At 63.5% G+C, this 12,738-nt stretch carries 10 protein-coding genes; 7 read left to right on the top strand and 3 right to left on the bottom strand.

Annotated elements, in window-relative coordinates:
• Positions 1-46: 46 nt before the first annotated feature.
• From tnpA to DIE29_RS07000, 5 genes are all read left to right on the top strand, one after another.
• The gene (tnpA, locus tag DIE29_RS07020; RefSeq protein ID WP_043743039.1) at positions 47-442 is read left to right on the top strand and encodes an IS66 family insertion sequence element accessory protein TnpA; all 396 of its coding nucleotides are present in this window, start codon (positions 47-49) and stop codon (positions 440-442) included.
• On the top strand, positions 439-786 hold the full coding sequence (tnpB, locus tag DIE29_RS07015) for an IS66 family insertion sequence element accessory protein TnpB (protein ID WP_043743036.1): 348 nt from the start codon (positions 439-441) through the stop codon (positions 784-786). Before tnpA ends, tnpB begins: the two co-directional genes overlap by 4 nt.
• Positions 787-858: 72 nt before the next feature.
• Positions 859-2,412, top strand: a complete 1,554-nt coding sequence (gene tnpC, locus DIE29_RS07010) for an IS66 family transposase (protein WP_114649551.1) — start codon at positions 859-861, stop codon at positions 2,410-2,412.
• Positions 2,412-2,921, top strand: coding sequence for a hypothetical protein (locus tag DIE29_RS07005; protein WP_043743033.1), 510 nt, complete (start codon positions 2,412-2,414; stop codon positions 2,919-2,921). The genes tnpC and DIE29_RS07005 overlap by 1 nt, the downstream gene beginning before the upstream one ends.
• An 86-nt stretch (positions 2,922-3,007) precedes the next feature.
• Positions 3,008-4,870, top strand: coding sequence for a putative bifunctional diguanylate cyclase/phosphodiesterase (locus DIE29_RS07000; RefSeq protein WP_237269533.1), 1,863 nt, complete (start codon positions 3,008-3,010; stop codon positions 4,868-4,870).
• Between the two features lie 61 nt (positions 4,871-4,931).
• Here the strand turns inward: DIE29_RS07000 and DIE29_RS14575 are convergent, their stop codons facing one another.
• Positions 4,932-5,297: a hypothetical protein gene (locus DIE29_RS14575; RefSeq protein ID WP_162860608.1), complete on the bottom strand. Its 366-nt coding sequence runs from the start codon at positions 5,295-5,297 to the stop codon at positions 4,932-4,934.
• 174 nt (positions 5,298-5,471) lie between these two features.
• Between DIE29_RS14575 and DIE29_RS06990 the strand changes: the two genes are divergently transcribed.
• Positions 5,472-6,743: a bifunctional O-acetylhomoserine aminocarboxypropyltransferase/cysteine synthase gene (locus DIE29_RS06990; protein WP_114649548.1), complete on the top strand. Its 1,272-nt coding sequence runs from the start codon at positions 5,472-5,474 to the stop codon at positions 6,741-6,743.
• A gap of 101 nt (positions 6,744-6,844) precedes the next feature.
• Here the strand turns inward: DIE29_RS06990 and DIE29_RS06985 are convergent, their stop codons facing one another.
• Positions 6,845-10,390 (bottom strand): DUF748 domain-containing protein, encoded by a 3,546-nt coding sequence (locus DIE29_RS06985; protein ID WP_162860607.1) that lies wholly within the window; start codon positions 10,388-10,390, stop codon positions 6,845-6,847.
• 221 nt (positions 10,391-10,611) lie between these two features.
• Here DIE29_RS06985 and DIE29_RS06980 point away from each other — a divergent pair, with 221 nt between their 5' ends.
• Positions 10,612-11,505, top strand: a complete 894-nt coding sequence (locus DIE29_RS06980) for a UDP-2,3-diacylglucosamine diphosphatase (RefSeq protein WP_102041761.1) — start codon at positions 10,612-10,614, stop codon at positions 11,503-11,505.
• Here DIE29_RS06980 and DIE29_RS06975 read toward each other — a convergent pair.
• Positions 11,460-12,683: an MFS transporter gene (locus DIE29_RS06975; protein WP_102041762.1), complete on the bottom strand. Its 1,224-nt coding sequence runs from the start codon at positions 12,681-12,683 to the stop codon at positions 11,460-11,462. The two genes, DIE29_RS06980 and DIE29_RS06975, sit on opposite strands and share 46 nt — an antisense overlap.
• Positions 12,684-12,738 lie beyond the last annotated feature (55 nt).

The raw sequence follows: 12,738 nt of genomic DNA, 5'->3' as shown, positions 1-12,738 counted from the left end.
AATCGCCGATCGTTGCGGCTCCCGAATTCACTTCAGGAGAGCGACGATGATGGAGCAGGACAGACTGATGGCGCTGGAAGAACCACCGGCTCAGGACCGTGGCGAAGCGGGCGTTCAGCGGCGCGTGCATCGCGACGATGCATTCTGGCGCTCGCATGAGCAGCAGCGGCGCCGGCAAGGCTTGAGCATTCCGCAGTATTGCCAGGCCACCGGCCTGGCGCTGTCGACGTTCCGGCACCGCATCAACCGCCTGGCCGCTGTCGAGGCAGGGTCGGCAGTGGGCGAAGCCGGCGGCCGGTTCATCGCGCTCGTGCAGCCAGCCTCCTCGGGGCAGGTCGATGCGATGCAGATCGAAGTCGTGCTGCCCGAATCGATGACGCTGCGCCTGCACGGGGCGGCTGCGCGGCAGGTGCTCGATCGCGTGCTGGCGCGGCTGCCGTGATCCTGTCCTCGGCGATCCGCGCCCACGTCTATAGCGAAGCGGTGGACATGAGGAAGTCGATCGATGGGCTCGCGCAGATCGTGTCGCGCTGCATGGGCATGAACCCGCTCTCGGGTCAGGTGTTCGTGTTCATCGGTCGGCGCCGCGACAAGGCCAAGCTGCTGGTGTGGGACCGCCATGGGTTCTGGGTGCTGTACAAGCGCCTGGAGCGCGGGCGTTTCACCGACCCCGCGCGGCTGTCGGCTGAGGGCCTGGCGATGAGCGAGTTGCTGGCCTGGCTCGATGGTATCGATCTGTCGCGGACACGCCGCCTGGCGCCGGTGGCGGCCAGCGTCGTGGGGTAAGTCGCGGCCGCGTGGGCAATCGGTGATTCACCGCATTCACCCGAGGTGCCGGTGCTGGCATGCTCATGGCCCATGAACCTGCCTGCCCCGATCGATCGCGCCAGCCTGCCCACGGAGGTTGCTCCGCTGCAGGATCTGGTGCTCGAGCTGGGGCAGCAGATGCAGGCGATGCGTGCGCAGTTCGACGCCCAGCTCGATACCCTGCGTCACCAGTTGGTCGAGCTGCGGCGGCGCCTGTTCGGGCCGCGCAGCGAGGTGATCCACCTCGGGCAGGCAGAACTGTGGTCCGACCCAGTACAGTTCCCTGTGCCGGCCGAGGAGCGGCGCGAGGTCGGCGCTCACACCCGGCGCAAGGGCGGGCGGCCGGCGATCAGCCCGGATCTGCCGCGCCGGCGCGTCGAGCACGACCTCTCCGATGCCGAGAAGGCCGGCTACGCCTCGCTCGAGCGCATCGGCGAGGAGGTCTCGGAGTTGCTCGAGTACATCCCCGCCCGGCTCGAAGTGATCCAGAACGTGCGCCTGAAGTACCGCTGCGAGAGCGCCGACGGCCGCAGTACCGTGCGCACTGCTACGGCCCAGGGCTCGCCGCTGCTCAGGAGCAACGCCGGCGCCGGGCTGCTCGCCCACGTGATGGTGTCGAAATACCTCGATCACTGCCCGCTGGCGCGACAGTCGCGGATCTTTGCGCGCCAAGGCGTTGCCCTGTCACGTCAGACGCTGTGCGACTGGGTGCTCGATGCGACCGAGTTGCTCGCCGTGTTGATGCCGGCCCTGCAGCGCCACGTACTCTCGAGCCCGGTGATCTTCACCGACGACACCACGCTGGCCCTTCAGGCCCCCGGCAAGACGATCACCGCCCGGATGTGGGTCTATCTGGCCGGCGGGCAACAGAAGGACGATGAGGGTCAGTGGCACAAGGTGGCTCCGGCCGCCCTCTACGACTTCACGGCCGATCGATCCGGGACGCATCCGCGCCGGATCCTGGGCGCGTGGCGCGGCTACCTGCAGGCCGACGACTACAGCGGCTACCACGCCAGCTTCCGCGAGGGCGTCACCCATGTGGCGTGCTGGGCGCATGTGCGGCGCAAGTTCTTCGATGTGATCAAGGCCGCCCCCAAGGGGGCGCCGCCCGGGCTGGCCGATGACGCGTTGCGCTTCATCGGGCTGATCTACCGCATCGAGCGTCGCCTGGCCGAGGCCGACCCGGACGTACGCCTGCGCGTGCGCCAAGGGCGCACCCGGCGGGTGCTGACCGCGTTCCACCGTTGGCTCGCCCATCACCAGCCGACGCTGCTGCCGCGCTCGCCGCTGGGACGTGCGTTTGCCTACGCGCTGTCGAACTGGACAGCGCTCACCGTGTTTGCCGACAGTGGCCTGCTCGCGCCGGACAACAATACCGCCGAGCGGGCGATGCGGCCGGTGGCGATCTCGAGGAAGAACTGGCTGTTTGCCGGAAGTCCACGTGGCGGACGGGCCGCCGCCGTGGCACTCTCGCTGATCGAGACGGCGCGGTTGAACGGCATTGAGCCCTACGCCTACCTGAAGGATGTGCTCACGCGCCTGCCCGGCCACCGCATGGACCGGCTCGACGAACTGCTGCCGATGAACTGGAAGCCCGCGCCCTGATGGATCCCGCCACCCTCGAAGCCCTCAACCGCGCAAGCTCGCTCGAACTGTTCCACCTGTCGCGCGTGATCGAGCGTCTGATGTCGGATCCGTCGCGGATCGTGCAGATCCGGCTGCATCTGAACCTGGGGAAACGGGTGCGTTTCGTGGACGGGAAAGCCCCGGGTGCCGCACTGCAACTGCGAAGCGGCACCGTGGTGGCGATGAAGGACACTCAAGTCACGGTGCAGGACGACGCCACCCGTGCGACCTGGACGCTGCCCTATGCAGCGATCGAACTCCCTGCCGACAGCCGCGCCGCGCCTCAGGTGCCAACCGCCAAGCCCGCCCAACGTCCCACCCGCGAGGACTTCCGCGTCGGCGATCGCGTCAGCTTCGAGGATCGCCATCTGCAGACGCGCATCGGCACCATCGTGCGCATCAATCAGAAGACGGCCAGCGTCGACTGCGAGAACGAGCCCGGCTGGCGCGTGTCGTTCGGACTGCTCAGGCACGTCGTCGACCTCTGAAGCCCTCGGCACCGCCGGGGAACGGGGTCGCTCGGACGGTTACTGCGGTCAATGAGGACCGCCACACTTTTGACGAATTCCACCAGGTGCATGCCTCTATTGTGTCGCTGGCCACCAAGCTGCGCTCGGTGGCGGTGGACAAAGACATTTTGTTGTTCGAAATCGGTCTGCTGGAAAAATTCGTCATCACTTCCGAGGTCATCCGCGACTGGCGTGTGTATGTGGGGCGTCTGCTGGAAGACATCAACAGCGTAATCGAAGCCCATGTGCTGTTTTCAGTCTTTCAGATCGATGACGAACTGTTCGATGTGGAAATTTTCTGGCACTGCACACCAAGCGAAGCCGCCCGGGGTCAGATCGAACGCTCTATCCGCGATGCCTTGCACGCCGATACCCGCTTTGGTGAACCGGCGACACTGAACATCCACCATCACACCCCGGATAATGAACGCGCGATGACGCTGGCCGAACAGGACGCGATGGTGCTGCGCATCAAGTCCTTCTTCGTGGACCGGCCGCGCATCGGCAACATCGTAGGCATTGGGGTGCATTCCGATGCGCTGGCCGACCACACCCACAGCCTGGTGCTCGACAGCATTCTGTCTACCCTGCTCAACGTAGTGGGCTCGATCAAGGCCATCCATAAATACACCCGAGAACTGGAGTACTACGCCACCCGCGACCCGCTCACCGATCTCTACAACCAGCGGGTGTTCTGGGAACTGCTGGGTTACGAAATCGGCCGCAGCCAGCGCCATAACACCAAGTTCACCCTGCTGCTGATCGACCTGGACAACTTCAAGCTGATCAACGACCACTACGGCCACGCCACCGGCGACCGCTTCCTGCAGCGCTTTGCCGAGGCGGTGAGCAGCGCACTGCGCGGTGGCGACATCCTGGCGCGTTACGGTGGCGACGAGTTTGTCGTCGTGCTGCCGGAAACCGATGTCGAACAGGGTTATGCGATTGCCCAACGTGTGCTGGAAGCCGCCAAGTCGATCTCGCTCGAGGTTACTCCCGGCGGCGAGCAGATCCATGGTTCGGTGTCCATTGGCCTGGCGGTGTATCCGGACCATGCAACCGACGCCAAGGATCTCTTCCTGTTTGCCGACAACATGATGTACCGCGCCAAGGCCGAAGGTAAGGAGCGGGTGTCGCTGCCGTCGCCCGAAGACGTGATGGCGGTGTTCCGGGATGTCTCGGAAATGGGCGTGGCGGTGCTGGCGGCGGTCAACGAGCGCCGGGTGATTCCCTTCTTCCAGCCCATCCTGGGCCTGAAAAACAACCGCTTGGCAGCGGTGGAGGTGCTCTCCCGCCTGGAGATCAACGGTGAGCTGATGCGCGCCGATCAGTTCATCGAAATCGCCGAAAAAATCGGCGTGATCCACCGCCTGGACGCGATCGTCATCGAGGCTGCATTGGCCAAGATCAAAGACAGCGATTACGACGGCTATATTTTCTTCAACCTGTCGCCGCGCGCCCTGGTGCTCTCGGAGTTCGCCCGTACCCTGCGCACCGTGGTCAAGGCTTCCGGCATCGCGCCCGAGCGCATCGTCTTCGAGATCACCGAGCGGGATACGGTAAAAAATCTGTCGCTACTCGAACGCTTCATCACCGACCTGAAATCCGAGGGCTTTGGTCTGGCCATCGACGACTTCGGCTCGGGTTTCTCGTCCTTCCACTACCTGCGCCGCTTCCCTTTCGACTTTCTCAAGATCGAAGGCGACTTCATCGCCAACATGCTCAACAGCGAGCGCGACCGGGTATTCGTGCAAAGCATCACCGAGCTGGCCAAGGCGCTCGACATCCAGGTAGTGGCAGAATTCGTGGAATCGGCCGAGGTGCTGGAGATGCTACGCGAATTGAAGATCGATTTTGCCCAGGGCTACTACATCGGCCGACCGGAGCGCCAAGTGACCCTATCGCAGACGCTCAGCGCACCGACCTGACCCACGTCAAGACGCGCTCGCATCGGCCGTCCGCGCCCGACCGTCAAGAGAACTGGGCGCTTCAGGCGTCGAACCTTTGCAACCGGCAGCCTGCCGGGCAAGCGGACAGCGCACCGCCACGGCCCACGCACAGGCAGTAATAATTGCCGTTACACGCCACGCTACTCACAGGCGTGTCCTCCGATTCGAAATCCTCGACACGCACCAGTTTGAGAAAGCGCAGCGCTGCTTCCAAGCCATTGAATACGGTCAGCCGCCCATCGCCGGTACATAACCAACGATCATCCATCGACAACGCGTAACAACCGCTGCCCGCCTCCCCGTCCAGTCGATGCACCCGCACCCGGCAATGCTGCCGCCGCCAATCCGGTGCCACTGCAAGCTCCAACCAAGTCGCCACGCGCCCAGGCCTTTGCAACGACTCCATGATGTCCCTCCTTGATTGCTTTTATTCAAACCCGCTTCATGCCGGATGATTTTAGCCTTGTACCGGCGGCTGGTCATTTTTCAGTATGGGGAACGTCGCTGAAATTGCAAGCCGAACACCCTCCCGGCGTCAGCTGGCTATACTGCGGGGCTTACCATCAGGAGGTAAAAAACGATGAAATTCGAGACGATTGCCGTTCATGGCGGTTACCAACCCGACCCCACTACCCGCGCGGTGGCCGTGCCGATCTACCAGACCACCTCTTACGCCTTCGATGACACCCAGCATGGCGCGGATCTGTTCGACCTCAAGGTGCAGGGTAACATCTACACCCGCATCATGAACCCGACCACCGCAGTGCTGGAGCAGCGCGTGGCAGCGATGGAAGGCGGCATCGGTGCGCTGGCGGTGGCCTCCGGCATGTCAGCAATCACCTACGCCATCCAGACCATTGCCGAAGTGGGCGACAACATCGTTTCCGCAGCCACCCTCTACGGCGGCACTTACAACCTGTTTGCCCACACCTTTCCGCAACTGGGCATCGAGGTGCGATTTGCCGATGCGAGCAACCCCGACTCCTTTGCCGCGCTGATCGACGAGCGCACCAAAGCGGTGTATTGCGAATCGGTGGGCAACCCGCTGGGCAACGTCACCGACATTGGCCGCCTTGCAGAAATTGCCCACCAGGCCGGCGTGCCACTGATCGTGGACAACACCGTGCCCACGCCCTACCTGTGCCGCCCCTTCGAGCACGGCGCCGACATCGTGGTGCATGCGCTGACCAAGTATCTGGGCGGGCATGGCAACTCGATCGGCGGCATCATCGTCGATTCAGGCAAATTCCCCTGGGCCGAGCACAAGGCGCGCTTTCGCCGTCTGAACGAACCGGACGTGTCCTACCACGGCGTGGTCTACACCGAAGCGCTTGGCGCTGCGGCCTACATCGCCCGCGCCCGCGTAGTGCCGCTGCGCAACACCGGGGCTGCGCTGTCGCCTTTCAACGCTTTTTTGATCCTCCAGGGCATCGAGACCGTAGCGCTGCGCATGGACCGCATTTGCGAAAACACCCTGAAGGTGGCCGAGTACCTGAAGAAGCACCCGAAGGTGGCATGGGTGAAGTACGCCGGCCTGCCCGATCATGCCGACCATACGCTGGTGCAGAAGTACATGGGCGGCCGCGCCTCAGGCATTCTCTCTTTCGGCGTCAAAGGCGGTCTGGAGGCCGGCGGCCGCTTTCAGGATGCGCTGAAACTGGTGACCCGGCTGGTCAACATCGGCGATGCCAAGACGCTCGCCTGCCACCCGGCATCCACCACCCACCGCCAGCTCTCGCCTGCGGAACTGGCCAAGGCGGGCGTCACCCCCGACATGGTGCGGCTGTCGATCGGTATCGAGCACATCGACGACATCCTGGCCGACCTGGAGCAGGCGCTGGCTGCGGCCTGACCACCGGCCCGCGGTGCTAAAGATCGCCCCCCGGCGATAGATTGCCGCGGGGGCGCGAACCGTCATCCATGCGGCCGCACCCCGCGTGGCCGCCGTGACTCTCAGCGCAAGGCAAAGTGCACACAGGCACCACAGTCCTGCCCGCCTGTCTGCCCGATCTGGGGCGCACGGACAAAGACCCGCTCGGCCGGCACCCCGCCCTCGTCGATCAGCCAATCACGCGCAGCCCACGCACGTTGCTGCGCCAGCGCGCTGAAAGCTTCGGCCTCGAGCACCGTGTTGGCCAGTAGGGCAGCCTCCATCTGCGCGACTGGCACATCCTTGATCATGCCGAAGAAGTTGCGCGGCTTTTCGAAATCGCCTTCGCGGTAAGCTTTGCGCAGCAACGCCGGGTACTCCTCGTCGGTCAGCGTCAGCTCGTCGAGCGCCGGTGCTTGTCCGCCACCGTCGACGAGCGCGCGCTGCTTGACGGCCTTGACGGTGCGCAGCAAGGCCAGCCGCTTGAGGGCGTCTCTGTCGGTGGCCGGATCGGCACGGCCGGCAATTTCCAGCTTCAGCGCCGGTCGGTCGCGCAAGGCGTCGGCCAAGGTACGCAGGCGGGTCAGCGCCTCCGGCCCCAGTTCGGCGGTGCCAGGCTCGAACGTCAGTTGTGAAAGCTCTTCGCCGCCGCCAAACATCGAGCCCAGCAAAGCAAACGGCGAAGTCACCGCTTTGCCCAGCAAACTCATGATGGCGCGCAAAACCAAGCCGCCGACGCTGAACTGCGGGTCGTCCAGCGTACCGCTCACCGGCAGATGTAAATCGATCTCTCCGCGACGGTTTTTGAGCAAGGCCATCGCCAGTTGCACCGGCGCCTGGATGGCATCAGGACTACCGGTTGGCGGCCCAAAGGTCAGTTGATCGAGAAACACCTGATGCGAAGCGACCAGTTTGCGGTCTTCGATGGTGTACTGGAGCTGAGCCGACAGTTTGCCCTTATCGATGCCGTAGCCCACGTATTTGCCGGCGTATGCGGACACGCCGACCAGATCGAAGTCTTTCACCTCGGCGGCAATCTCCAGCCGGCGATCGTCGCGGAAGGGGTTGAACTGGCCGCGGATGCTCACCGAGGCGGTTTTGTCCACCTTACCATCGAGCTCCAACCGGGCGAGCGTGGATGGGTCCGACGATAAGCCCACCAGTTGGCCGCGCAACCCGCTCAGGTTGGCGTCGTAATTCGGGCGGATGAAGCGGTCGCTGAACGCGATACTGCCTTGGCGAAACACCACCCGGCCGAGCGCGAAGGGCGGCCTCTGCGCGGGGGGTGAAAAGACCGCCACCGCCGGCGTATCGCCCGGCTCGGGCGTCAGCGGGCCGATCTCCCTGACGTTCAGCCGGCCGCGCTCATCCAGAATCAGCCGACCATGAAAGCCGCTCACTGCGGCCTCATCAATGCTCAAGGCCCAGGGCATGGCCAAATCCATCCCATCGAGCCGCAATTGGCGCCAGCGCACAAACTCGGCGGCATGTCGACGGTCGGTAGAGGCAAAATCCTCCACAGTCAACCCGCCGCGATAGCGCCCGCGCCAATCACCCGATGCGCGCTGCTCCAAGGCCAACACACCTTGAGCGCCCAGGCGACCGCCCTCGATGGCGATCTGGGTCTGTTCCAGTAGATAAGGCTGCAGCGGCAACAGATCGAATGCGCTCAGATCGAGCGTCAACTCAGTCTTGAAAGGCGACAGTGCCAAGCTGCCTTCGGCTTGCAGCTTGCCGTGTTGATTGATCTGGGTATGCAGGCTGATACGGGCCGCATGGCCTTCGGCGTTCGACAGGCCGTCGGCGCTGAGCGCCAAGCGCTGGGCATGCACCACCACCGGTGCGCGGTGAGCGCGATCTTCCAGGCGCACGCTGGTGTCTTCGATACCGAGTTGGGCGATGCTGTAACGCCAGGCCGGCGGGCTGCCTTTGTCTGCGCCGGAGGTCAAAAAGTCGAGCGCATCCAGCCTGCCATCGGCCAAGCGCTTGAGCTGCAACGCGGCGCCGCGCAGCTTGGCTTCACGGACCGCAACGCTGCGCCCGGACGGCAGCACGGTCATTTCGGCGACGGTCAATTCGGGCAATTCAAGCAGCGCCTGACGAACGCCCTTGAGCCCCAGTACCGCGTCGCGCATAGCCAGGTTTTCCACCGTCAATTCGATTTCCGGCCGCTGATCGCGGGCGCGCACCCGATGGCGCACTACGGCGTCGAGTTTGCCGCCGCGCACTTCGCCGCCACCCAACACATGACGGTAATAAGGCGCAAAGCGGGCCGGTTGCAGGTCGGTCACCGTAGCAATGCCCTCCAGCTCGAAAGGCGCAATCCGCAGTTGCTCCTGAAAGTCGAAGCGCTCGCCGGCGTCGGTCAAAAAATCGCCGCGAACCATCGCGGGCAAATCGCCCACGGTAGCCAGATCGCGCAGATCGATGTTGATGTCGGCCAAACGGGTCTTGAACGGCGCTGCCGCATGATCTTCAAAATCCAGCACCCCGTCACGCACCCGCGCGAGGGCGAGCAGAAAATCGACCGCTGCGCCGGCTTCGCTCCGGACCGTCTGACCGCTTTGGCGATTGGCATCGGAACGGTCCGGCCACAGCAAGCGGCTCAGGTTGAAGCGGCCGTCTTGCTCGCGCACCAGCACCACATGCGGCGACTGCATGCGCAACCGGGTGAAATGCCATTTGGCCGCCAACGGTTGGCTTTCGACCAACTCGGCGGAGATTTCCTCTGCGGCCAACACCGCTCGCCCACCAGCATCCTCGACCTGGAGCTGGCCGAGGCGCACTTCGCCGTTGAGCGCGACATAGGGCGGACCGTCTTCGGTCTGGCGAAAAGCCAAGCTGAGGTCGGTGCTCAACTGTCCACTGCGCAGTGCAAAGGCCGGTTCGAACGGCAAATAGACCAGAAAAGGGGCCAGTTCGAGCTCATCGAGCACCAATTCCAGCGTCGTTTCCCTCCCCGCAGTAAACGGTCGGGTCTTGCCGCTCAGCTTCACCGGTCGGCCATTGAGCGTTGCCGAAGCGCGCGGTTCTACGAACACGTCCAACTTGGACGGCAGATTGGACAAAAAAGGAAGATCGATGGCCAGCTCGCGAAGCTGGTGGTGCACACCGTTTTGTCGATCGTGCAATTCAACTTCGCCCCCCTTGAGCTGGATATTGCCCAGGGAAAACCGTACGGGCAGTGCTTGCTGTTCGCCATCGGCGGCGGTCTTAGCCAAGCGAGCGGCGACATCACGCCAATTGTGCTGCCCGTCGGCGCCTCGCACCAGACTGAGCCGTGGTGCTTCCAGACGCAGTTCATGGATAACGGCGCCCTGGCGCAGGAGCGATTCAAGCTCGAAATTGGCATGCGCGCGTGCCAGCGAAAAAGCCGCTGCGCTGCCGTCAGCCTCTAGCACGCGCAAACCCTCCACGGTAAGCGCAAGGGTGAAGGGATTGAACTGTACCTGTTCGACCGTCACCACACGGCCGATGAGCTCGCCCAGCACACGTTCGCCATGCTGGCGTACCAGATAGGGCACGGCAACCAAGCCGAACAGCGCATAGGCCGCAGTGCACAGGGCAAACCAGTTCAGCAGCTTGCGCGAAGGCCGCAGGCGGGCAGCCAGATCAGCGGGTGAGCGCATCATCGACTCCGGAATGTGCAAACATGAAGGCGTAAATCGAACAAAGCCGCAGATTGGAAAACAGCCCAAGGCCGTTTTTGCGAAGCGCGAAATCTATCAGGCTCCGCGCCTTGCGGGCGGATCATTGGCGTAAATGTTTTTGCCTCGCGCTCGACCATCGCGTTACCCGGCCGATCGATTGTCATCGCACGGTCACAGCCTGCGCTTAGGCTAGCCGACATATGGAAACCGTCGATATTTCCGCCGAACCCCGCCAGGTCCGCTCGATTTTCCTGTCGGATATCCACCTCGGCACCCGCGGCTGCCAGGCCGATCGGCTGCTGGATTTTCTCCGCCATCATGAGGCCGAACATCTGTTTTTGATCGGCGACATCATCGACTTCTGGGCGATGAGCCGCGGCATCCATTGGACGGCCGCACAGAACACCGTGGTGCAGAAAGTGCTGCGCGCTGCGCGCAAAGGCACCCGGGTAGTGTTCGTGCCGGGCAACCATGACGAAGCGTTGCGTGAGTATATCGGCATCACCTTCGGCGACATCCGCCTGGAACGCGACTGGATCCATCGGACCGCCGACGGCCGTCAATTTCTGCTGCTGCATGGCGACGAATATGACCAAGTCACCCGTTATCATCGCTGGGTGGCGGTCATCGGCGACGTGGCCTATGGCGCGCTGGTGCGCATCAACGGCTGGCTGTCCTGGATGCGCCGCCGGCTCGGTATTTCCGGTTACTGGTCGCTGGCCGGTTACGCCAAGCGCAAGGTCAAGACTGCGGTCAATTTTATTTTCGATTTCGAAGATTCGGTCATTCACGCCGCCCGCGAGCGCGGCGTCGATGGAGTAATTTGCGGCCATATCCATTGGGCGACGCTGCGCACGGCTGACGGACTGACCTATGTCAATTGCGGCGACTGGGTCGACAGTTGCACCGCCATCGTCGAACACTTTGACGGACGCCTGGAGCTGGTGCAATGGGGCGGCGCTCAGCGCATCGCAACAACACCGGCCGCAACGCCCGTGCAAGCGCCTGAGCGCGACACATTGGCCGCAGGCGGGTCGGAGCACCCGGCTCAGGTCTTTTTTCGCCGCTCGAAGATCGGCAGCAACGGCAAATAACCGAGCGCCTGCAAACCAATCAACCCGGCAAAAGCCATCGCCAACGCATCGGCCTCGCGCTGCCCGGTGGCGGCCAGCAAATCCAGCGCGACACCCAAACCCCACTGCACCGCAAAAGCGCCAATGAAGGCCATCAGGTTGACCGCGGTGCTCACCCGTGCAAACACTTCCCGCGGAAAATAGGCCGCCGCAGCCAGATAAGCCTGTGAATTGACTGCCGACAACGCGCCGAGCAAAAACCACAGCACGGTAAGCGGACCGATCTGCAGCAAAATGCCCAACTCCACCGCCAACATGCCGGCAAAACCCACCTGCATCAAATTCACCGGCCTCACGCCTCGATGCGCCAAGCGTGTGCCAAACACGCCGATGGCAAGCTGCCCCACCAACATGCCTACGTTGAGCACCATCAGCAGCACGGCTGCGCCTGCCAGATCCAAGCCATTGACCCCCATCAGCCAGGGCACCGCCCACAGGCTTTGCAGCGCCATGAAACCGCCGGTAAAAAAGGCCGCTGAAGCGGCAAAGCGCAGAAAACCCGCCGAGGCGTAGATCTGCCCCACCGACCTCAGGGTTTGCCCCAAGGTATCGCGCGATGCCTGCCCTGCCTCATCTGGCAACGACAGAAAAATCCAAGCCGCAATCGCAGCGGCCACGGCGGCGATGATCCAAAACACGCCCCGCCAGCCGACGATGGGCAGCATGGCCTCGACCGGCGCGCTGGCCGTCAGTGCGCCCAACGCCCCCGCGGCCATGATGAAACCGGTCATCGAGCTTTGGCGCTGCGGTGGATACCACATCGCAAAACCTTTCAAAGCCCCCATCAGGCAAGCCGACACACCCAGTCCGATGAGTGCGCGCGCCAGACCCAGGCCGCCGAGCGATTCGGCCATCGCAAAAGCCGCAGCCCCCAGCGCGGTGAGCACCAGCAGCGCCCCTTCCACCCGCCGCGGACCGAATCGGTCCAAAGCGATGCCCACCGGAATCTGCGCCAGGCCAAAAGCCAAAAAATAGGCACTGGTGAGTAACCCCAGATCGGCTGCGGACAAACCCAGCTCCCCGGTCAGCGCGGGCGAGATCACCGCATTGACGGTGCGCAACAAATATGACAGGTAATACCCCAGCGCAAACGGTAGAAACACCCGTCCCCAACTGGCGCCGCCGGTTGTGTGCTGCATTGAACCTTCCCTGATTTTTGGGAGAGCCTGATTGTGCACCACATTGGGGCAAGCG

The sequence above is a fragment of the Pseudothauera hydrothermalis genome (assembly GCF_003345255.1).
Classification (GTDB): Bacteria; Pseudomonadota; Gammaproteobacteria; order Burkholderiales; family Rhodocyclaceae; genus Pseudothauera; species Pseudothauera hydrothermalis.
Note: the sequence above shows the minus strand (reverse complement) of the source record. Positions and strands in the feature narration are given on the sequence as shown.